Here is a 22,171-nt window from a genome sequence, read left to right as displayed (position 1 = left end):
ATCATCTTATAGCAGTTGCTATAACTAAACTATATAAAAATGAAAAAAGCTACCTGTATCAGGCAGCTTTTTTTCAAGATATTTAATGGTAAATTACTTTTTACTCAAGAATTCATCTACAAAATCAGGAGCCATAACAGACTCAACAAATGTGTAAGCACCTGTCTTTGGAGATCTAACCATTTTAATTGCTTTAGTCAACTTCTTAGAAGATGTTCTTAAAGTAGCTACGGTTTTCTTTGCCATGACTTAATTATTTAATTTCTTTATGAATTGTTACTTTTTTCATGATAGGGTTGAATTTTTTAATTTCCAATCTATCAGGTGTGTTTTTCTTGTTCTTAGTTGTGATATATCTTGAAGTACCTGGTAAACCAGATGCTTTATGTTCAGTACACTCTAAGATTACTTGGATTCTATTACCTTTCTTTGCCATCGTTTTCCTTGTTTTTTATGGTCCGAATTATTTTACTAATCCTTTTACTCTTGCTTCTTTCAAAACAGCAGTAATACCTTTCTTATTAATTGTTTTTAATGCAGTGGTAGACAATTTTAATGTTACCCATCTGTCTTCTTCAGCAATGTAAAAACGTTTTTTAATTAAGTTTACAGAAAACTTTCTTTTAGTTTTATTCATCGCGTGAGAGACGTTGTTTCCAACCATCGCTCTCTTTCCGGTAATTTCACAAACTCTTGACATTATATCTAATCTTTTATTTCAATATTCAAAATCAGGGTGCAAAGTAAAGAAAAAGAAATTTATTAAACAAAATGTTTTGACTATTTTTTTAATATTTCCTTATAAACCAACTCTAAAGCCCTACTAATTGTACGTTCAATCACTTGTTCTCTAGGTTGACCTAATTCATACTTTACGGCGTAGGTGCCTTTTTCAGAGGCAATTCCTACGTATACAGTACCTACAGCTGCTGCAGAATCCCCTTTCGAAGGCCCAGCATTTCCTGTGGTAGCAACAGCAATATCCGACTGAAACTTTTGGCGGGCTTGTTCAGCCATTTCGCAAGCAACTTGCTCACTTACGACACTATGCGTTTCTATCGTTTCTTTTTTAACGCCTAATACATCTATTTTAGACGTTGTAGCATACGTTACCATACCGCCTTTAAAAAACGCCGAAGCGCCTTCTTTTTCACTAAATAACACGGCTAAACGTCCACCTGTACAACTCTCTGCACAAGCAATGGTCAGCCCTTCTGCTTTTAATTTTTCAATCACTACATCCGAGCGACTTAAATCTTCATAAGCGCGAATGTTTTCTTTCACTAACGAAGGGATCATTTCAATCTGTTCGTTTAGCAATTGTTCAATCGCCAATTTGTCCGTTCCTGTAGAAGATAAACGCAGCCGTACTCTTCCTCTACTTGGCAAATAAGCCAATTGTATCGCTGCAGGTAGATTATCTTCCCATTCCGAAAGATATTCGGCTAATAAACTCTCTCCAATACCGTAAACGACAATTGTTTTGTGTACGTTAAATCGCAAGGTAAATCGCTCTTTTAACAACGGAGTTAATTCTTTCTCCACAATCCCTTTCATTTCAAAAGGCACGCCTGGCAATGAAATGAAATAGGTTTGATCGCGTTGTAGCATCATCCCAGGTGCAGTTCCCAATGCATTAAATAGGACTGTAGCCTTTGATGGCACTAAGGCTTGCTTGCGGTTCAGCTCCGATATAGGGCGCTTAAAATAGTCTTCTATCAACGCTTTAACATGGGCAAATACAACTTCATTTTCAACTAAAACATCGTCGAAAAAGTCGCAAAAAACCTGTTTCGTCAAATCGTCTTTCGTTGGACCAAGTCCTCCGGTAATCACCACAACATCGACGCGATTCAACTGTCTGTTCATCGCTTCTTTGATTGCTTCTTCCGAATCAGCAATTGACAGCATTTCAACAATTTCAAATCCCAGCTTATCCAAATAATTGGCTAAATAATTAGAATTTGTATCGATGATTTGCCCAATCAATATTTCATCGCCAATGGTTATGATACTTGCTCTCATTGCACCACGATATGATAGTCTTTTTTAATCTCTTTTACTGCTGAACGAATGTGTTTGCGCAGTAATTTATACACTTCTTTAATCTCTTTAGTCTTCCCTTTTTGCTCGATCCATTCCTGAATACTGTTGAATTCTTCAAATGCTTGATCCATTCCCAGTGTTTCTACCATAGGTTGCAGCACTTTCACATGTTTTTGAAGCTTTTCATAGTTTTTCGCATCTATGTGCTTTTTCATCTTTTCTAATCGCTTTGTCATTTGTTCTACATAGAAAACAAGCTCTTCCGCAACGAGTTCCTCTGCGTTATTATGCTTCATGTATAGCGATCTTACATCATAAAAAAGGGCCATAACTAATTATTTTACAGTTAAATGAAAAACTTTCCTATCTACTAAAAATCCTTCTAATATATCTCCAGGATTTACTTTGCCCACACCGGCAGGCGTACCTGTAAAAATCAAATCTCCTTTTTTCAGCATAAAATACTTAGACACTTCTGCGATTAATTCATCGATGTTCCAAATCATTTGTGCCGTAGTTGCTTGCTGTACAACTTGTCCATTTTGTTGAAACGAAAAGGGTAAATCCACCAGAGATTCAAATTCCGTTTTAGCAATAAAAGTTCCTACCACAGCAGAATTATCAAAAGCTTTTGCTTTTTCCCAAGGTAGTCCTTTTTCTTTTAATTTCGTTTGAATATCACGAGCAGTAAAGTCAATTCCAAGCGAAACTTCATCATAGTATTTATGCGCAAATTTAGGCTCAATGTACTTCCCTACTTTCGTAATTTTCACCACTACTTCAGCTTCGTAATGAATATCTTGAGAAAAATCTGGAATAACAAACGGAAAATCTTTCGCTAACAGCGCTGAATCTGGCTTAATAAACAGTACGGGTTCATCTGGTCTTTCGTTGTTTAATTCTGCGATATGCTCGACATAATTTCTTCCTACACAGATAATTTTCATCTTCCTTTTCTTTAATTATAGTTTATTATTGAGTTTTCTCAACTTAAGAGCAGTTAAAACCTTTTTGGTATACAGTGGAAAATCTGCATTTTGAATCCATCCATAATATCCTGGTTCATTTTCAAGCACTTCGTCTACTAAGACTCCTTTGTGTTTTCCAAAAGTAAAAACCTCCTGACCGTCTTCATTCAAAGCAATAAAGCCAGCAAAATCAACGCTTTTCTTTCTTGTTGTAAATTCAGACAACGCACGCATATCATTTTCTAAATCGTCATAACGATCCAATTGTGCTTTTAAGATTTCATAGGTTGCATTTGTATCTGCTGCTGCTGAATGTGCATTTTCCAAGCTTTCGTTGCAGTAAAATTTATATGCAGCACTTAGAGTGCGTTCTTCTTTTTTGTGGAATATGGTTTGAATATCTACTGTCACGCGATTACCTAAATCAAAATCCACGCCCGCACGTAGTAGTTCTTCCGCTAGTAAAGGAATATCAAATCGATCGGAATTAAATCCAGCTAGATCTGAATCTTTAATCATCTGATAAACCAAGGGTGCTAATTCTTTGAATGTAGGTTCATTTGCTACTTTCTCATCCGTAATTCCATGGATTTTAGAAGATGCTTCTGGAATTGGTCGTTCTGGATTGACCAACCAGGTTTTACTTTCTTTATTTCCATTAGGAAAGACTTTCAAAATAGCTATTTCTACAATTCTATCCCTTGCAACATCTACTCCCGTTGTTTCTAAATCAAAAAAACAAATAGGTCTATGTAATTTCAACTCCATATTTCTTGGTTTATTTATCTACAAATATAACAAATGTAAAAGTTTAGCCAATACAAATCCAAGGGTTTAGTTTTAGTTTCCTTATATGAGAATAACCTAACGCGCAGATAAAGAGGCTAAAAACGCCTAAAAAAGCAAAAGCTGTTCCAGAATAGAACAGCTTTTGCAACCTACTTTAACCAAAACACGAAACGTGCACTACTACCTAAAACGGTGATTTTTTCACCTCCTCTGGGATATCACTAGACAAACTACCTAAAAACACAGTGATATCCTCTATTTGTTCTTGCGTCAAGGTAATATTCGTTTGTAAACTCGCCATAATGCGAACTGCTTCTTTCAAATCTTGTACCGATCCATCGTGGAAATAAGGTCCTGTATGGGCGATATTTCTCAACCCAGGCACTTTAAAGAAATAATTTTCAGTTTCTTTTTTACTTAAATCGGCCAATCCTTTGTCCACTTTATCTGATTTTGTTTCTACCCAATAATCACCATAAAGTCCGAACTTTTGAAACATTTGACCACCTAAAGCCACACCGCTGTGACAAGTGGTACAACCCACTGTCATAAATGCTTCTAGTCCTTTTTGCTCTTGTGCTGTTAAGGCATCACGATCTCCTTCTAAATAGGCATCAAATCGGCTTGCAGGCATCAATGTACGCTCAAAAGCACCGATAGCATTGGTTATATTTTTAAAGGTGATCGGTTGTTGATCCGTTTGATATACTGCGGCAAACATTTCTTTGTATAAGTCCACTTTACGCAAGCGTTCTTCTAATTCCTTTTCATCTTTAATATTGTGTTCTACTGGATTTAAAATCGGTCCTCCTGCTTGTTCTTCTACATCTTTCGCACGACCATCCCAAAATTGCATGCTATGAAGTGCTGCGTGAAAAACGGTTGGAGAATTACGTCCACCTAAAGAACCATCATCCCCAGGAGAAAAAGCAAGATTATCTACTCCGTATGTATTCAAGTTATGGCAAGAATTGCAGCTGATATTGCCCTCTTTGGATAAACGGGTATCAAAATACAAATGCTTCCCTAAGGCTACTTTTGCAGAATCTAAGGCAGGTACTTCTACCGATGAAATGGGCTGAAAAAACGTTTGCGCTTGCGTAAACAATTCAGAATTACCTTTTTGAACAAATTCAAACGCATTTGATTTATCCTTTTTACAGCCGATAATCATTGATAAAACAGCAAATAAAATAACTTTTTTACTCATAATTCACACTACTTTAATTTGTAGTATTAAATTACGCCTCATTTTTTTGATAAAGGCTGATATATATCACTTCTAGTTAAAAAGCAGTTTTTACCAATTCATCACCTTTTCCGATTAAAACACCTTTACTTTCGGACTAAAAACAGCTTAAAAACTAATATTATTTAAAAATTATTTTGTTTTATTGAATTATTATACTATTTTGGTCTTATAGAATTACACCAATAAGCTTATGAAAAAACTATTTCTTCTTACCCTATTAGCCTTGGCGCCTCTTGTACAGAGCTGTCAAACTACTGAAACTATAGTTTCTTCGCCTTACACTTTAGATAAAAGCAAAACAAAAGTATTTACTGCAAAAACGTTTATGTTTAAGAACTACTACTTTACTTACAAAGACGGTAAAGCAACGTTAGTTTATCAGCAAGACATGAAGCTAAATGGAGTACAAGCACCGATTTTTCTAACTTTAGAAGAAGATCAAACCTCGAAGCGTCACCAATTATTTGTTGATTCATCAAGACAGATTTCAGTGAAAGTAATCAATAACGCAAAAGTAAAATTGCGTTTAGATAAAGTTACTTACACCCTATATACAGAAAATTACTTAGAAAGCGTTCATTCTGATACAGATAAAATTCTAGCGGACGTAGCTATCTGGCGTAAAGACAATTACTAATCTCAACTAAAAAAAACAAAAGTTCCTTTGCTTACTGAACGAAACAGGATGTGACAAAGGATTTACTACAAATAAAAAAAGGTTCTTGTAAAACAAGAACCTTTTTATTTGATACAATTAATTCACTTATTAATCCAAATATTCTTTTTGGTGATGATCTGCATAATTTACAATCTCATCATAATTGTCGCTGTTAAAATCTTCTTCTCCTGAATCGAAAAGAACGACATTCAATCTTTTAAATAACAAACCTAACATTTGTTTTTGGCCTTCTGCATCAAGATCAAATTGCATTTTCACTAAATGATCTTTGAATGGAGTGCTTTTTTCTTTGTCAACACAAAGCATCGTTAATTCAAAATCTTGAATTCCTTGTAGTGATACCCCTACAACTCTAAAACGCTCCTGATCTACACCGAAGTACTCCCCAATACTGCTGATGTAATTTCCTTTGTTAACTGCAATCATATCTGATATGTCTGCAGCTACAGTACCTTTGAAATCGTTATACTGTACTTTTGCTTTCATAAACAACAAATTTTAATTTTTTCCTATGTGAATTTAAGCATTATTACGCAAGCTAAAAAACAGCCTCTTATTTTTAGCAATCCATTAATATTATACCATTCAAACATTTATTTATCCATATTTTGTATTAAATAATAAAAAATACACTAAAAATAGAATGAATAATCAATTATAAAACTAAAAAATTAACACCAAAAAAAGTAATAAACCAAACAAATAATTCAAAATTTTATGATAATCACCTATAAATAGAAATTTATGAACATATAGTATTCATTTTTATCTCTTCAAAAAGAAATAAAACCCTACCAAAGGCTCCTTTGTTAACCAACACTTACACCATTCATACAAGAATTCGAACGAACCAGTATATATAAAAAAAAGGAAAGCATGTGCTTTCCTTTTTTTTGACTTTTTCTATAGCAATTTGAACAACAGTTGACACTCTTTTTCATAGCTAATAAACTTTCGTATTTCCTGTTGTTCTATACTTAAGACAAGCGATTGAGGCAAAAGTCACATAATTAAGTTTTATTTAACACATCGCCTCCCCTCGCACGAATAAATTCAAGGTATCTGGGGATAAATAAGGGATGTTTAACCCCAAACCTCTTATAATGAATAACATTCCAATAATCACAATAACAACGGGATAGTATTTCATTATCCCTCTTCTGAATCCATCAGAGAACAAATTTTTAAAATAAATCACCAAACTCATCAAGGGAATTGTTCCTACCCCAAATAAGGCCATATAAGCCATTCCCATTACTACATCTTGGGTTGCTAAAGCGCCAAATAGGGCAACATACACCATTCCACAAGGTAAGAATCCATTAAAAAAACCAATGAGAAATAACGCTTTGGGTGACTTCTTTTTAAACTGTTTTCCCAGCGAAGATTTGATCCAGTTTACAAATCGATACAGCGGTTTCAACACGTTGAAATTACCAATTCGATTGGATGGAACAAGTGCCAACACAATCATGATAATCCCAACAACAATGGATAACTGTTGTTGAAATCCTGCCAAAAACAAACCTTTACCAAACAAACCAAAAACAACACCTAATAAAGAATAGGCAGCTATTCTTCCTATGTGATAGGTGAACATCTGCCTAATTTTTAAAACTGGATTATGTTGGCTAATTGGCAACATTAAAGCAATGGGTCCACACATACCGATGCAATGCAGACTACTTACTAAGCCAAAAATAAGTGCCGAAATCAAATTTTTTCTACTTTATCGTTAGTTGTTTTACATTTCGATAAGATACATCATTATAGTTCCATTCAACCACAATATCCCAACGACCGTCTACCAGATTTGTGTTAGGTATGAGCAAATTGGAAGAAGACAATGATATGAGAGTATCAAAGTCTAATTGCTGGTTAGACGGTCTGTATAGGAATATTTTTCCATGTATTTTGTTATAGTCAAAGCTAGAAGGAAACGTAAATTTAATTCCTTCACTTGTACTGTATATTGTAACTTGTTCTTCGAGTTTTAGTGCTTCCATTTCTCTCTCACGACGTGAATCCACCTCAACTTCTTGCTGGTAATAATTTTCCGTTACCAATTGATTATCGTATTTCGCATCAACTTGAACGCGAATGACATATTGTAAAATGAATATCATAAATAAGCCTATAGCTATTACGATTCCTGTTCCAAAATTAAATTTCATACCTAACTATTTTTTAATTTTTAATTCAATAAGCGCGGGCCTAAGAAGTTGGTTTTCGTTGTTTGAATCAAACGATCTCCATCATACACCTCAATGGTCACTTTCGTACTATATCCATCGAGATCCTTTTGAGGAATTTCAATAAACAACACCCCTTCGCTATAATTTTCTTTTTTAACTTCGATGATATCCTTACCAACTACTTTCACTTCTGCACTTTCTGGATTTTTCACTTTAAAAGTCAAATTATCGTAGTCATTCATCGTTTTGTTCATAATCTTAAACGTATATACGTTAGAGATATTCGCACCTTTGTGTTCAAACGTTTTTCCTGCAACACGCAACACTCTTGCTTCAACATCCGTTCTCAAGAATATCAGTCCAATTAAGATGACAACTAAAACAGACAATACCACAGTATATCCTTTTTGTCTCGGTGTAAACTGATATTTTTTATTCTCTACAATTTCTTCTTCAGACGCATAGCGAATTAACCCTTTAGGGAAGCCTGCTTTTTCCATTACGAAATCACATTCGTCAATACAAGCTGTACAATTCACACATTCTAATTGCGTTCCGTTTCGAATATCAATTCCTGTTGGACAAACGTTCACACATTGTTTACAGTCGATACAATCACCAAAACCTTCTGCTTTTCTGTCAATATTTTTTTTCAGTTTTGCTCTTCCGTTTGTGCTTTCTCCTCTTACGTGATCATAAGCAACAATAATGGACTTATTATCGAGTAAAACCCCTTGTAAACGTCCATAAGGACAGGCAATCACACATACTTGCTCTCTGAACCAAGTAAAGACAAAATAGAAAGCACAGGTAAAAATGATCAAACCGATAAAATTCCCCATGTGCACAAATGGCCCATCTTCTACCATTAACAGCACAGCGTCACTTCCGATAATATAGGATAAGAAAACGTTGGCAATGATAAAAGAAATCACAAAGAAAATGAACCACTTCAAGAGTCTCTTGCGTATTTTCTCCGCATTCCAAGGTTGTTTGTCTAATCTCATTTGCGCCCCTCTATCCCCGTCAATCCAATATTCGATACGCCTGAAAACCATTTCCATAAAAATAGTTTGCGGACATATCCAACCGCAGAAAATACGACCGAATGAAACCGTAAATAAGGTTACAAAAACAACACCGATAATCATTGAAATTACGACCAAATAAAAATCTTGTGGCCAAAATGGGAAGCCAAAAATGTTGAATTTTCTGTCAATAACATTAAATAACAACAATTGATTTCCGTTAATCTTTATGAAGGGTGCAGCTATTAAAAAAATTAGCAGTAAATAACTAACTATTTTTCTTTTGTTGTAGAATGGACCGGATGGCTTTTTCGGATAAATCCAAGCTCTTTTACCATCTTTGTCAATGGTACTTATCGAGTCTCTAAAACTCTCATTATTTCCATTTTCCATAGCCTTGTGTGTGTTTTATAAAAAGGAGCTGAGCATGTAAAATACTCACTCAACTCCTTTTTTCTTATATGTTTATTAGTTTTTTTTGTTTTGTCAAGGGATTACTCTTGACTTACTTCAGCTGCATCAGCAGTTGAAGCATCATCATTTGTTTCCGTTGCTGGTTCTGTCGCTTCGGCAGCGTCTCCGCTTGCTCCATCTATTTCAGCTTTAGACCAAATGATATCTCCTTCTGCCTCTTTCGGGCTTGCCGGAGTTGTTCCATTTAATGAAATAACATAGGATGTTACTTTTTCAATTTCAGATGGTTTTAATGTTTTTTCCCAATCCACCATTCCTTTACCAGGTCTTCCTCCTTTAGCAATCGTGTGGAAAATATTTTTAACACCTCCACCTAAAATCCAATGATCATCCGTTAGGTTCGGTCCGATTCCTCCACCACCGTCAGCTTGGTGACAAGCCACACAGTTCATTTCGAAAATCTTTTTACCTGCTGCTAACGAGCTTTCATCCGTTAAGTATTGTGCCTCGTCTGCTGAGATTAAATCTGCGGCAGTCTTTCTGTATTCTTCAATTTGTTCTTTAGCAATTGCCACTGACTTTTCGTATTCTACAATTTGGTTGTCGCCTCCAAATACGTGGAATCTCAATAAGTAAACAACAGAGAATATTACAGTAATATAGAATAAACCTACCCACCATGGTGGTAATTCGTTATCTAACTCTTTAATACCATCGTAGTCATGCTCTAGTAATAACTCATTTTCATCACTAATACCTTTAGTACGAGTCATTTTCTGCATTAATCTCTTCACCCAAGGTCTATCCGCAAATGAAAGGTTGTCTTCTCTTTCTTTCTCTGCGATTTCTTCAGGCGTCATCAATCGTCTTAGTACTCTATTGGTTGCTAATGCAACTATTTCTACTGCTATTAAAGCGAATAAAAACAATCCCAACAAAATAAGCACTGCAGGGTGATCTACGAAAGCAGGTCTTTGTGCTGTTCCGCCTGCTACCCATTCTACTAATACATAAAATAGCAAGAATAGTAATGGAACTCTTACATATACTGGAAAATACTTTTTCATAATTTTTTTGAATTAGGATCAACATTGTGCTTTTCATCATCTAGAAACGGCATATTGCTCAATTCCTCAATCGTCTCTTTTTTATAGGTAAATACCCATACAAACAAGCCTACAAAAAAGGTAAAGAAAATCAGCAGGGAGATAATCGGGTAAATCTCAATCCCGCCTATAGTTTCCATTGTATGTTTAATAAATTTCAACATAATGCTCCTTTTTTATTATTCCTCAACTCTATTTTTGATGTCTGTACCTAAACGTTGTAGGTAAGCAACCATAGCTACAATTTCACGCTCGCTCATCGGAACGAACTCTTGTCCATTTTCTTTAGCTGCTTTTTCACTAGCTAAATATGAATCTTTATAATCCGGATCTGTTTGGAAATTTAACGCAATTTGTTCTCCTTGTTCCTTCATTGATTGTCTTGCATTTGCAATATCTTCATCTGTATAAGGAACACCTAACGTTCTCATTACGCTCATTTTCTTCTCAATGCGAGAGAAATCCGCTTGTTTGTTATCGAACAACCATTTATATCCTGGCATAATCGATCCTGGAGATGTTGATTGTGGATTATACATGTGGTTGAAATGCCAGATATCTGAATATTTCTGTCCTACACGCATTACGTCTGGTCCTGTACGTTTAGAACCCCATAAGAATGGATGGTCATATACATATTCTCCAGATTTTGAATACTCACCGTAACGTTCTACTTCCGAACGGAATGGGCGAATCATTTGCGAGTGACATCCCACACATCCTTCACGGATATACAAGTCTCTACCTTCTAACTCTAGTGGAGTATATGGTTTCACACTTGAAATTGTTGGAATATTAGATTTCACGAAGATTGTAGGAACAATCTGCACGATACCCCCAATTAAAATCGCAACTGTTGTTAAGATTGTAAATTGGATTGGTCTTCTTTCTAACCAAGTATGCCAAGCTTCTCCTTTTAAACGAGAAGCAGAAATTCTTTTTAATGCTGGTGCTTCAGCTAATTCGTCTTCAACTGGTTTACCAGCTCTTACTGTTTTATACACTAAGTAAATTAACACGAATAATCCGATTAAGTAGAACGAACCTCCAATTGCACGCATCACGTACATTGGCATAATAGCCGTTACTGTTTCAAGGAAGTTTCCGTATTTTAATGTTCCTGATGGATCAAAGTCTTTCCACATTAAGTGTTGAGAGAACCCTGCTACATATAAAGGAATCGTATAAAGAATAATACCTAATGTTCCGATCCAGAAGTGGAAATTCGCTAATGTTTTAGAGTATAATTCTGTTTTTGTCATTCTTGGGATTAACCAGTACACCATACCAAAAGTCATGAAACCATTCCATGCTAAGGCTCCAACGTGTACGTGAGCTACGATCCAGTCCGTATAGTGTGCAATCGCGTTTACGTTTTTCAACGATAACATTGGCCCTTCAAATGTTGCCATCCCGTATCCCGTAATACCTACTACGAAGAATTTCAATACAGGATCTACTCTCACTTTATCCCAAACTCCACGTAACGTTAGTAATCCGTTGATCATACCTCCCCAAGATGGTGCAATTAACATCACAGAGAAAACTACTCCTAAGTTTTGTGCCCATTCTGGTAAAGCTGAGTATAATAAGTGGTGAGGTCCAGCCCAGATATACAAGAAAATTAAAGACCAGAAGTGGATAATAGATAGACGGTATGAATATACTGGTCTATTCGCCGCTTTTGGCAAGAAGTAATACATCAATCCTAAGAATGGTGTTGTCAAGAAGAAGGCCACGGCATTGTGTCCGTACCACCACTGCACCAGTGCATCTTGAACCCCAGCATACACAGAGTATGATTTTAATCCGTGTACCGGTAACTCTAATGAGTTAAAGATGTGTAATACTGCTACTGTAACGAAAGTTGCTAAGTAGAACCAGATAGCAACATAAATATGACGTTCTCTACGATTGATGATTGTCATAATCATGTTGATACCGAAGGTAACCCAAATAACCGCAATTGCGATATCAATTGGCCACTCTAATTCAGCATACTCTTTTGAAGTAGTAAAACCTAAAGGCAAAGTAATTGCTGCAGCAGCAATAATGGCTTGCCATCCATAAAAGTGAATGTTACTCAAAACATCACTGTACATTCTTGACTTACACAAACGCTGTAAAGAATAGTAAACCCCTGCAAAGATTGCATTTCCAACGAAAGCAAAAATAACTGCATTCGTATGTAGCGGACGTAGTCTTCCGTAACTTAACCAAGGAATTCCATCCGTTAAGTTAGGAAATATAAACATCACCGCTAATAGTAATCCTACAAGCATACCAATAGCCCCGAAAAAGATCGACGCGTAAAGGAATTTCTTTACAATTTTGTTGTCATAATAAAATTGTTGCACTTCCATAGTTGTTTATATTTGATTTTCTTTTTGATTAATTTTTTTGTCTTTTTCCTCCTCTTTAGGTTTCGTTTTTTTCAGCTCATCATCAAACAACATACGAACAGAAGGCGTATAAGCGTCGTCAAACTGACCACTTTTCACGGATCGAATGAAAATGTAGAGAAAGATCCCTGCTACGAAAACACTGATACTAATTAAGAAATATATAACACTCATACCTGATAATTATTAAAACAAAGTTAACAATATATTTTACCTAAAACTATGATAAATATCACCAAAAACCTAATAATTAGTTTTTTTATTTTATCTTTTTTCCATAATAATTTGTCAATAAAGTAACAAAGCTAATGATTGTAAACGTGCTAATTGGCATCAAAATTGCTGCTAACAAAGGTGACATCATATTCATAATGGACACCGTAATACCAATCACATTATACGTTAAAGCAAGTACATAGCTGATTTTGATAACTTTAACAGATTGTTTAGAAAATTGAAGGTACCCCAACAACTGATCAAAGACACTAGCATCTAGGATTGCATCACTGGCCGGTGTAAAGACATTTACATTCTCTGACACGGATACTCCTACATTACTTTGCGCTAAAGCTCCAGCGTCATTTAATCCATCGCCAATCATCATTACATTCCCTCCTTTGTCTTGCAATGCTTTGACATACTCCAATTTCTCTTCTGGTTTTTGATTAAAGGCCAAAGCAGTTCCTAGAGGTAAAACAGATTCCAAGTAGGCTTTTTCTCCTTCATTATCCCCAGAAAGGATACTCAATTTATATTGGTGTTGACTCAAGCCTTTAAACAACTCTTCCAACCCTGGTCGGTAGTGATTTTCAAAAATGAATTTTCCTACATACTGTCCATCGATTGCAATGTATACTGCTGTTTCATTTAAGCGTTCTGTTACCTTTGCTCCCACTAAGGCTGCAGAACCAATCTTATAGTCTTTCCCATTGATTTCTCCAACAATTCCCTTTCCAGCAATTTCTTCAAACTGCGTGGGCTTGATTACGACTTTTGCCTGTAAAAAAGCATAGAGCTTTCGGCTCAAAGGGTGATTCGATGCGCGAACCATATTTTTGATATCCGCTTGTTGTTCTTTATCTAATTCTACTCCTTCATATTGAATTGTCGATTGTGCATTGGTGGTAATGGTTCCTGTTTTATCAAAAACGAGTGTATCCACTTTTGCCATTTGCTCTACAACCGTTACATTTTTCAAAAAGAACTTTTTACGCCCCAAAATACGAATGGCATTTCCCAACGTAAATGGTGCAGTTAATGCTAAGGCACATGGACATGCCACAATTAAAATAGCTGTTACCACATTAAAAGCACTATTTAAATCCACAAAAGCCCATCCTGTAAATGCCAACACGGCAATTGTCAATAAGGCTGGAGTAAAATAGTGACTTACTGTATCGGTAATCGTTTTGTATTTCAAATCCACTCGTTTTTGAAATACCTCATTGCTCCATAATTGGGTCAAATAACTTTGAGAGACCTTATTAATCGCCTCTACTTCCACGGCTTCTCCCATTTGTTTCCCTCCTGCAAAAAGCTTATCTCCTGATTTCTTTTCTACCGGAATAGCTTCTCCCGTTACAAAACTGTAATCGATAAAAGCGCGTTCTGACAATAAGATAGAATCCACTGGCAAAAGCTCTTGATTGCGAATTAACAAGCGATCACCTTGTTCCACATCATATACTTGAATCGGTTCTTCTGTTCCTTGTTTTGTCAATTTGGTAATAGCAATTGGAAAGTATGATTTGTAATCGCGTTCAAAAGACAAGAAGTTATAGGTACGTTGTTGAAATAACTTTCCTAACAACATAAAGAAAACCAGCATCGTCATACTATCAAAGAACCCCGGACCTAGATCAAAAACAATATCAACCGTACTTCGAATAAACATGACGATGATTCCCAAGGACATCGGAATATCAATGGTGTAGTTTTTTGTTTTGATTCCCGTCCAAGCGGCTTTGTGATAAGGTGATGCCGAATAGAAAAACACAGGCAACGACAAGAATAAAATCAACCAACGGAAGAAATTCTTGTATTGATCCATCCAGATATCATCAATATTAAAGTACTCTGGAAAAGACAACATCATGACATTTCCATAACAGAAAAAGGCAACTCCAATTTTATAGATCAAGCTGCGATCAATACTATTGGGTTTTTCTTCGTAATTCTTTAAACTGATATAAGGTTCATAGCCTATACGGCAAAGCAAGAGAACGATTTCTTTTAAATCGATAGCTTCCGTATTGAAGGTAATTGTAGCTTTCTTCTCCGGGAAGTTGACCAAAACACGGTATACTCCAGGATTTAATTTATGTAGATTTTCTAAAATCCAAATACAAGAGCTACAGTGAATATGCGGAATATACAGCGATACAATAGCAGTATCACCTTCATTGAACTCCAACAATTTCGATACGATGTCTGGATTACTCAAGAAATCGTACTTTCCATTTATCTCTTCGGGGGTAGCTCCTGGTGTAGATTCCAGGTCATAATAACAGGTTAAATCGTTTTCATTAAAGATTTCGTAGACAGTTTTACAACCGTTACAACAAAACATTTTCTCATCGTAGTCTATACGATTAAAGGCAGTAACACTGTTACCACAATGAAAACACGCTTTTTTATCCATAAAATTTGCTCATTTACCTTGTACAAAGGTCTTAGTTAATTCTCCTAAAAATTATGACATTTATCAGTAAATAGCACTATCTTTGCAGAGGTATTTTACCAACTGCATGAAAAAATAGTTTATATAGGTATGGGAAGATGTGAGCAATGTATGATTAGAGAATTCAGTTCTCTAAAAGCTTTAACTAGAGAGGAGTTACTAGCTATTTCAGAAACAAAAACCCACTTTATTATTAAAAAAGGAGAGAATCTATTTTCGGAAGGCGAAAGTTTAAATGGGGTTTATTGTATCAAAGAGGGATTCTGTAAATTAACAAAATTAAATTCAAACGGAAAAGACTCGATTGTCAAATTGGCAAAAAGAGGAGACCTATTGGGGCAACGTTCGATTATTAATGAGGAGGCTTCTAATCTTTCTGCTACTGCCTTAGAAGATATGCAGGTGTGTTTTATACCTAAAAAAGAAATGTTGGACAATTTTACGGAGAACAACAAATTTTCTTTGTTGGTTACGCGAGATATCTGCACACACTTAAAAGATGCCGATCAAGACTTAGCGAATCAAACCCATAAAACGGTAAAAGAGCGCTTAGCGATTATGCTGTTGAAATTGGAAGACTTAGGAGGATCTTCTTCAGAGACTCAAGCTTTAAACATCAAATTATCCCGTGAAGATTTAGCGAATATGGTCGGAACGGCTACAGAAAGTTGTATTCGTTTATTATCGGAATTGAAAAAAGATGGCATTATTCAACTGAAAGGAAAAGACATTATTCTTTTAGATAAGAGAGAGCTCCGTGCATTGGCGGAATAAATGCGAACTGTTATTTTAATTTTATTAAATTCATCTATATTTTTATGCAAATGATGCAAAATAACTTATTTTCGCATTATGAAGCATACATCAATAGATACGTTAAAACAACTTATTAGTTTACCGGCAAAGACCTTTGCAATCATCCCACATCGCAACCCCGATGGTGATGCTATTGGTTCTTCTTTAGGTCTATATCACGTATTAAAACAATTGGGACATAAGGTAGAAATTATCTCTCCCAACGAGTATCCAAACTTTTTGGCTTGGATGCCTGGTACTGCAGCAATCAAAATCTATGATTTTAATAAACCTGCAGGTCAACATATACTAAAAAATAGCGATTGTATTTTTACGCTAGATTTCAATATCTTATCTCGTACAGGAGATGAAATGGGCGCTTTTTTAGCAAGCTTACCCAATGATTTTGTCATGATTGACCATCATCAAATGCCTGGAGATTACGCCAAATTAACCTTTTCTGATACGTCTTTTGGATCAACCTGTGAATTGTTGTATTCGCTTTTAGAACAAATGGATTTGACTGATTTGGTTCACCAAGAGGCAGCAACTTGTATTTACACTGGAATTGTTACTGATTCTGGTTCTTTCCGATTCCCGAAAACAACAGCGAAAACACACCAAGTAGTGGCTGCCTTAATTGAGAAAGGAATTGACAACCCAAAGATTCACCATGCGCTGTTTGACAATAGTTCATTCAACCGTTTACAGTTAATGGGACGAGCATTACAGCATCTGCATTTGATTCCCGATACGCAAGCTTCTTATCTTTATTTAAATGAGGACGATCTTCATGAATTTTCTCATCAAAAAGGAGATACGGAAGGGTTAGTTAATTACGGACTTTCTATTAGTGGAATTGATTTAACTGCTTTTTTCATTGAACGCAAAGAAGAAGGAATTATTAAGATTTCGTTCCGCTCTTCAGGTAATTTAGATGTGAATTTATTCGCTCGTACCTATTTTGAAGGGGGGGGACATATCAATGCAGCAGGAGGTAAATCTACCCTTTCACTGGATGAAACAATTCAACGCTATATCGACATTGTAAAACAACACAAACAAGATTTTTATGTTTAAGTATACGCTTTGCTTCACTCTTCTTGCTAGCGTTTTTCTTATGACGAGTTGTCAAGAGAAACAAGATGCTCGAAAACCTATTTCTAATTCGCGTTCAGTAGAAACAAAGCTTTCGATTGATCGCAATATTGAATTGAGAGAAAGCGAAGAAGATATCTTTACCAAATACAGAACAAAGGACGAAGCCAATACCTATATTCACTCGAATTCAGGATTTTGGTTTACTTACTTAAAAAGAGCGGTTAAGGATTCTGTCCTTCCTCAGAAGAGCGATATCGTTCAATATACGTATGAAATACGTCAAGCGAATGACAGCGTTATCTATACGCAAAAAGAAATCGGCACATTGACCTATAAAGTTGATGAAGAGGATATCTTACCGGTTTTGCGCCATAGCTTAAAAATTTTAAAACCGACTGAAAGCATCAAGGTATTAAGTCCCTCTAGTTTAGCGTATAGCTATTTAGGGGATCAAAAGGCTATTGCAAAAAACCAACCTTTAATTTTCATTATTTCACTGGAATCAATCAAAAAATCTAATTAATAAAAATGAAAAAAATGACGAGTCTAATTTTAAGTTTAGTCGCTTTAGTGTCGTCTTGTACTACGCAAAAATCAGATTTACCTGATGGTTTGTACGCAGACATTCAAACAAACAAAGGTCATATCATCGTTGAGTTAGCGTATCAAAAGGCGCCTGTAACTGTGGCAAACTTTGTGAGCTTAGCTGAAGGAAAAAACCCTTTTGTCGATGAACAATACAAAGGCAAACAATATTATGATGGAATTAAATTTCACCGTGTAGAGAACGATTTCGTAATCCAAGGTGGAGATCCAACCGGAACAGGTGCTGGTGGTCCAGGTTATGTGTTTAAAGATGAGTTTTCACCAGAATTAACTCACGATAAACCAGGAACTTTATCTATGGCTAACAGTGGTCCTTTTACGAATGGAAGTCAATTCTTTATTACACACAAACCTACTCAGTTTTTAGATAACAGACACTCTGTTTTCGGTTACACAGTAAAAGGAATGGATGTAGTAAACAGCATTGTAAAAGATGACGTAATCGAAAGTGTGAAAATTATCCGTCAAGGAAAAGAAGCGAAAAAATTTGATGCTGTAAAAGTGTTCAAAAACTACTTCGAAGAAGCAGCTAAAGAGAAAAAAGAAAAAGAAGATAAATTAGCAGGTGCGCAACAAAAATATGCAAGCCAATTTGCTGATTTAAAAAGCAAAGCAACAAAACTTGATTCAGGTTTGTCTTATGTAATTGTTGAAAAAGGTGCAGGTAAAAAACCAGCAATCAGTCAAGAAGTATTTGTTGACTATGCAGGGTTCTTTGAAAATGGACTTTTATTTGATTCTAGCATTGTTTCTTTAACGCAGGAATTTGATGCATTTGATCAACGCAGAGCAGACATGAATGGATATAGCCCAATTCCTTTTACCTTTGGAGCTAAAACAGGCTTAATCCCAGGTTTTATCGAAGGTATTGAGCAAATGAATTTTGGAGATACTGCTATTATCTTCATTCCTGCTCATATGGCTTATGGCGAGCGTGGAGCTGGTCCTATCCCTCCTAATACAGACTTAGTGTTTCAGATGAAATTATATGAAACTGCTGATAGAAAATAGTGATATGTGATGGTTATGAGTTATGAGATTATGGTTATGAGATTATAGTTATGAGATTATGGTTATGACACAACAACCCTTAACCCTTAACCCATCACTCTTAAAATAAAAAAATCCTCCGCTTTAACGGAGGATTTTTTTTATTTTATGTGTTGACGTTGTAAATAAGCAACTGCGCTTCTTCCTTCATTAAACAACAAATCCAATATGCTTAAGTTGTTTAAAAATCCATTCTTATCATCAAAGACTTGGATATAAGGTTCGAATTGATTTTCATCTTTCTTGCCGTTGGCTAACGTTCTAAAATCAATTACATCGGCTGAAACTTCTTTTAGATACTCTTCTGTCTTGCGGTATTTCCAATCTACACCTAAACATTCAGTTACAATTTCGTGAATCTCTAAATTTAGATCCAACATATACTTGTGTTGCTTCTCAAAAAGAGAACGAATATCATCTTCAAAATACTCAAAATAAGGAGAAGTACGATAAGCGGCTTCTAAGCTCTTAAAGTGTTGCTTTTGCCATCCAAAGGCATATTCAATTTCAACCTCCTTAAACTTTTGGTGTATTCCTTCTTTGTTGTGCTTGATGGGTATATTCAGCATTTGCATTCCATTTGCACTGTGAATATACATTCTGTTTCTATTGGTTTGCTTTTGAAAATTATCTTCTACTTCAAAAACAAGCTCTTCTGCTTGCGCCATCGCTACATAGTGACTTATAGAAGGAAAATAAGTCGGATGTAGTATAATTGTATTCGACATTATTAAAACTTAGAATTCTTTTTTTCTTTTCTTCTTTTGTATAAACTGTATCCGCCCCATCCTACTAATATAACAATGAAATAAGGGAAATAAGATACTTGTGTTCCATTGCCATTTACTGTAATAAACATGCGTTCCCAACGGATTTTATCAAAAGCTTTAGACCATGGTATATTTTGATCCAAACTCATCCACACAAATACAGGTTTACCTACAATATGATCTTCGGGTACAAATCCCCACATTCTACTATCTTCAGAATTGTCACGATTATCCCCCATCATAAAGTAATAATCTTGTTTGAAGGTATATTGATCCGTAGCTTGTCCGTTGATGTAGATCTGTCCGTCTTTGACTTGTAAATCGTTGTTTTCGTACACGCGAATTGCACGTTTATACATCGGTAAATTCTCTTCCGTCAAGGCGATGGTTTCCCCTTTTGCAGGAATGTGAATAGGTCCTAGGTTATTTTCAGTCCACATTGGTTGGTTGTGAGGAAAAATAAAATTTTTCGCTGATCTTAAACCAGGAAGTTCCTTCTCTCCTGGGCTTTTATGTATCGCTTTTACTCCACTAAAAGTTTTTAGGTATTCAATATCTGCATCCGTTAAAGATCGAAAGTAAACGCCATATTGTGGACGCTCAACATAAGTTGCGAAATCACTTATTTTTCTATCTTTAATAATTGCTCTTAAATCAAGTGTACCATCAGTTTCTACTAAATAACTATATTGGATTTTTGCTCTATCGTTGAGTTGTAATTCTTTGTCATTGATAAAAACAACACCCTCTTTAACCGATAAATTCTCTCCAGGTAAACCAACAGCGCGTTTTACATAGTTGGTTTTTTTGTCGATGGGTTTAATAACTCCAGGGCGTCTCACTGGGTCATTAAATTTATAAATGGTATCGACAGGCCAGTTGAACACAACAATATCGTTGTGTTGTACTTTTTGGAAACCTGGCAATCTAAAATAAGGCAAATGTGGCTTATTTAAATACGATTTTTTGGATGTAAATGGAATCGTATCGTGTACCATCGGCAAGGCAACTGTTGTCATTGGTGTTCTTGCTCCATAGTGGAACTTGCTCACAAATAAAAAGTCTCCCACCAACAAGGTTTTCTCTAAAGATGAGGTTGGAATGGTATAGGGTTGAATAGCATACGTGTGAATTACGGTTGCCACAACTACAGCGAATAAAATCGAGCTTACAAACTCTCCTGATTCTGTTTCCGGTTTTAGTGATCGATTTTCACGGTACTGTACATCGCCTACATAATTAATGAAAGCTACGTATAATCCCAAGGTTACCACCCCTAAAATCGTGTCTAATGTTGATTTCTTACCAAAGCTTCTCAATATTTCAACCCAAACTACAGGGAACATAATCAAGTTTACAATTGGAATAAACAACAAGATTACCCACCACCAAGGGCGATTGATAATTTTCATTAATACTACTCCATTATATACTGGAACAGCTGCTTCCCAAGCTTTTCTTCCTGCTTTTACATATAGCTTCCAAGTTCCTATAAAATGAACAACTTGAATAAGCAAGATGAAAATTAACCATTGTGCTATCGTCATACTCTTTTTATTTTAAATCCCAATTTACTTATTTTTTCAAATTAAGCACATCTTTCATGGAGAAAATACCTTTTTTATCTTTTAACCACTCCGCTGCGACAACAGCTCCTAGAGCAAATCCTTCGCGATTATGAGCGGTGTGTTTAATTTCTATTTGATCAATACTAGAATCATAACGCACGGTATGTGTACCTGGCACTTGATCTTCTCTTACTGCATCAATGTGTATTTGCTTTTCCGTTGCTTGAGGATCTAACGTCCAGCTTTCATAGCTAGAGTTTGCTAAAATCCCTTCTGCTAAGGTGATCGCCGTTCCACTAGGCGCATCTAACTTTTGGGTATGATGAATTTCTTGCATGGAAACACCATATTGCTCAAAATTCTTCATTATTTTAGCTAGGTAGTCATTCAATTCAAAGAAGATATTCACCCCTAAGCTAAAATTAGATCCATACAAGAAAGCACTATCTTTCTCTTTACAAAAATCAGCGATTTCACTATAATGTTCTAACCAACCTGTCGTTCCACATACCACGGGAACTTGAGCTGTTAGCGCTTCTTTTATGTTCGAAACAGCAATAGAAGGCACACTAAAATCAATGGCCACGTCTGCTTGTTCTAGATTTCCAGTTGACTGTTCTCTTTGTTTGATATAGACAATTGAATGTCCTCTTTCAATGGCTATTCGCTCAATGATTTTACCCATTTTACCGTAGCCTAGTAATGCAATATTCATAAGTTCT

Annotated in this window: 25 protein-coding genes; 5 read left to right on the top strand and 20 right to left on the bottom strand. The window is 35.7% G+C overall.

The window, feature by feature from the left end:
- Positions 1-93: 93 nt before the first annotated feature.
- From ACUTSE_RS01830 to ACUTSE_RS01795, 8 genes are all read right to left on the bottom strand, one after another.
- Positions 94-246, bottom strand: coding sequence for a DUF4295 domain-containing protein (locus ACUTSE_RS01830; protein WP_002990306.1), 153 nt, complete (start codon positions 244-246; stop codon positions 94-96).
- Between the two features lie 7 nt (positions 247-253).
- A complete protein-coding gene (gene rpmG, locus ACUTSE_RS01825) occupies positions 254-436 on the bottom strand; it encodes a 50S ribosomal protein L33 (RefSeq protein ID WP_002990305.1) in 183 nt (60 codons plus the stop codon).
- A 27-nt stretch (positions 437-463) separates the two neighbouring features.
- Positions 464-700: a 50S ribosomal protein L28 gene (gene rpmB / locus ACUTSE_RS01820; protein ID WP_002990304.1), complete on the bottom strand. Its 237-nt coding sequence runs from the start codon at positions 698-700 to the stop codon at positions 464-466.
- A gap of 80 nt (positions 701-780) precedes the next feature.
- A complete protein-coding gene (locus ACUTSE_RS01815) occupies positions 781-2,025 on the bottom strand; it encodes a CinA family nicotinamide mononucleotide deamidase-related protein (protein ID WP_445639006.1) in 1,245 nt (414 codons plus the stop codon).
- The gene (locus tag ACUTSE_RS01810; protein ID WP_230848058.1) at positions 2,022-2,342 is read right to left on the bottom strand and encodes a hypothetical protein; all 321 of its coding nucleotides are present in this window, start codon (positions 2,340-2,342) and stop codon (positions 2,022-2,024) included. Before ACUTSE_RS01810 ends, ACUTSE_RS01815 begins: the two co-directional genes overlap by 4 nt.
- 39 nt (positions 2,343-2,381) lie before the next feature.
- Positions 2,382-2,993 (bottom strand): fumarylacetoacetate hydrolase family protein, encoded by a 612-nt coding sequence (locus ACUTSE_RS01805; RefSeq protein ID WP_445639005.1) that lies wholly within the window; start codon positions 2,991-2,993, stop codon positions 2,382-2,384.
- Between the two features lie 15 nt (positions 2,994-3,008).
- Positions 3,009-3,782 carry a 3'-5' exonuclease gene (locus ACUTSE_RS01800; protein WP_002990300.1) on the bottom strand — a complete coding sequence of 258 codons (774 nt, stop codon included), beginning with the start codon at positions 3,780-3,782 and terminating at the stop codon, positions 3,009-3,011.
- Positions 3,783-3,987: 205 nt separating this feature from the next.
- Complete coding sequence (locus ACUTSE_RS01795) at positions 3,988-4,977, bottom strand: cytochrome-c peroxidase (protein ID WP_394358321.1); 990 nt, start codon at positions 4,975-4,977, stop codon at positions 3,988-3,990.
- A gap of 268 nt (positions 4,978-5,245) precedes the next feature.
- Here ACUTSE_RS01795 and ACUTSE_RS01790 point away from each other — a divergent pair, with 268 nt between their 5' ends.
- Complete coding sequence (locus ACUTSE_RS01790; RefSeq protein WP_445639004.1) at positions 5,246-5,692, top strand: hypothetical protein; 447 nt, start codon at positions 5,246-5,248, stop codon at positions 5,690-5,692.
- Positions 5,693-5,821: 129 nt separating this feature from the next.
- Here the strand turns inward: ACUTSE_RS01790 and ACUTSE_RS01785 are convergent, their stop codons facing one another.
- The 9 genes from ACUTSE_RS01785 to ACUTSE_RS01745 form a co-directional block, all read right to left on the bottom strand.
- Positions 5,822-6,220: a hypothetical protein gene (locus ACUTSE_RS01785; protein WP_006264885.1), complete on the bottom strand. Its 399-nt coding sequence runs from the start codon at positions 6,218-6,220 to the stop codon at positions 5,822-5,824.
- Between the two features lie 535 nt (positions 6,221-6,755).
- Positions 6,756-7,451: a sulfite exporter TauE/SafE family protein gene (locus tag ACUTSE_RS01780; RefSeq protein ID WP_445639003.1), complete on the bottom strand. Its 696-nt coding sequence runs from the start codon at positions 7,449-7,451 to the stop codon at positions 6,756-6,758.
- Positions 7,452-7,458: 7 nt separating this feature from the next.
- A complete protein-coding gene (locus ACUTSE_RS01775; protein WP_002990292.1) occupies positions 7,459-7,908 on the bottom strand; it encodes a FixH family protein in 450 nt (149 codons plus the stop codon).
- 20 nt (positions 7,909-7,928) lie between these two features.
- Entirely contained in the window at positions 7,929-9,350 is a 1,422-nt protein-coding gene (ccoG, locus tag ACUTSE_RS01770; protein WP_445639002.1) for a cytochrome c oxidase accessory protein CcoG, read from the bottom strand.
- A gap of 101 nt (positions 9,351-9,451) precedes the next feature.
- A complete protein-coding gene (locus ACUTSE_RS01765) occupies positions 9,452-10,438 on the bottom strand; it encodes a cbb3-type cytochrome c oxidase N-terminal domain-containing protein (protein WP_445639001.1) in 987 nt (328 codons plus the stop codon).
- Positions 10,435-10,641: a cbb3-type cytochrome oxidase subunit 3 gene (locus ACUTSE_RS01760; RefSeq protein ID WP_002990287.1), complete on the bottom strand. Its 207-nt coding sequence runs from the start codon at positions 10,639-10,641 to the stop codon at positions 10,435-10,437. Before ACUTSE_RS01760 ends, ACUTSE_RS01765 begins: the two co-directional genes overlap by 4 nt.
- A gap of 15 nt (positions 10,642-10,656) precedes the next feature.
- Entirely contained in the window at positions 10,657-12,840 is a 2,184-nt protein-coding gene (gene ccoN, locus ACUTSE_RS01755; protein WP_445639000.1) for a cytochrome-c oxidase, cbb3-type subunit I, read from the bottom strand.
- 6 nt (positions 12,841-12,846) lie between these two features.
- Positions 12,847-13,053 carry a cbb3-type cytochrome oxidase assembly protein CcoS gene (ccoS, locus tag ACUTSE_RS01750; RefSeq protein WP_002990283.1) on the bottom strand — a complete coding sequence of 69 codons (207 nt, stop codon included), beginning with the start codon at positions 13,051-13,053 and terminating at the stop codon, positions 12,847-12,849.
- An 85-nt stretch (positions 13,054-13,138) separates the two neighbouring features.
- Positions 13,139-15,520, bottom strand: coding sequence for a heavy metal translocating P-type ATPase (locus tag ACUTSE_RS01745; protein ID WP_445638999.1), 2,382 nt, complete (start codon positions 15,518-15,520; stop codon positions 13,139-13,141).
- A 129-nt stretch (positions 15,521-15,649) separates the two neighbouring features.
- On the opposite strand from ACUTSE_RS01745, the gene ACUTSE_RS01740 reads away from it, so the two are divergent.
- The 4 genes from ACUTSE_RS01740 to ACUTSE_RS01725 all read left to right on the top strand — a co-directional run bounded on the left by ACUTSE_RS01740 (position 15,650) and on the right by ACUTSE_RS01725 (position 19,072).
- Positions 15,650-16,333: a Crp/Fnr family transcriptional regulator gene (locus ACUTSE_RS01740; protein WP_115092594.1), complete on the top strand. Its 684-nt coding sequence runs from the start codon at positions 15,650-15,652 to the stop codon at positions 16,331-16,333.
- Between the two features lie 78 nt (positions 16,334-16,411).
- Positions 16,412-17,434 carry a DHH family phosphoesterase gene (locus ACUTSE_RS01735; protein WP_445638998.1) on the top strand — a complete coding sequence of 341 codons (1,023 nt, stop codon included), beginning with the start codon at positions 16,412-16,414 and terminating at the stop codon, positions 17,432-17,434.
- The gene (gldI, locus tag ACUTSE_RS01730; protein WP_002990275.1) at positions 17,427-17,978 is read left to right on the top strand and encodes a gliding motility-associated peptidyl-prolyl isomerase GldI; all 552 of its coding nucleotides are present in this window, start codon (positions 17,427-17,429) and stop codon (positions 17,976-17,978) included. Before ACUTSE_RS01735 ends, gldI begins: the two co-directional genes overlap by 8 nt.
- Positions 17,979-17,983: 5 nt before the next feature.
- Positions 17,984-19,072: a peptidylprolyl isomerase gene (locus ACUTSE_RS01725; protein WP_445638997.1), complete on the top strand. Its 1,089-nt coding sequence runs from the start codon at positions 17,984-17,986 to the stop codon at positions 19,070-19,072.
- A 140-nt stretch (positions 19,073-19,212) separates the two neighbouring features.
- Here the strand turns inward: ACUTSE_RS01725 and ACUTSE_RS01720 are convergent, their stop codons facing one another.
- The 3 genes from ACUTSE_RS01720 to dapB are packed head-to-tail and all read right to left on the bottom strand — an operon-like array spanning position 19,213 to position 22,164.
- Complete coding sequence (locus ACUTSE_RS01720; protein ID WP_445638996.1) at positions 19,213-19,839, bottom strand: WbqC family protein; 627 nt, start codon at positions 19,837-19,839, stop codon at positions 19,213-19,215.
- 2 nt (positions 19,840-19,841) lie between these two features.
- A complete protein-coding gene (gene lepB, locus ACUTSE_RS01715; RefSeq protein ID WP_445638995.1) occupies positions 19,842-21,428 on the bottom strand; it encodes a signal peptidase I in 1,587 nt (528 codons plus the stop codon).
- A gap of 28 nt (positions 21,429-21,456) precedes the next feature.
- Positions 21,457-22,164, bottom strand: a complete 708-nt coding sequence (gene dapB, locus ACUTSE_RS01710) for a 4-hydroxy-tetrahydrodipicolinate reductase (RefSeq protein ID WP_445638994.1) — start codon at positions 22,162-22,164, stop codon at positions 21,457-21,459.
- Positions 22,165-22,171 lie beyond the last annotated feature (7 nt).

This window comes from Myroides sp. TSA_177.3 (assembly GCF_052691955.1).
This window is presented reverse-complemented; position numbering and strand designations above follow the sequence as displayed.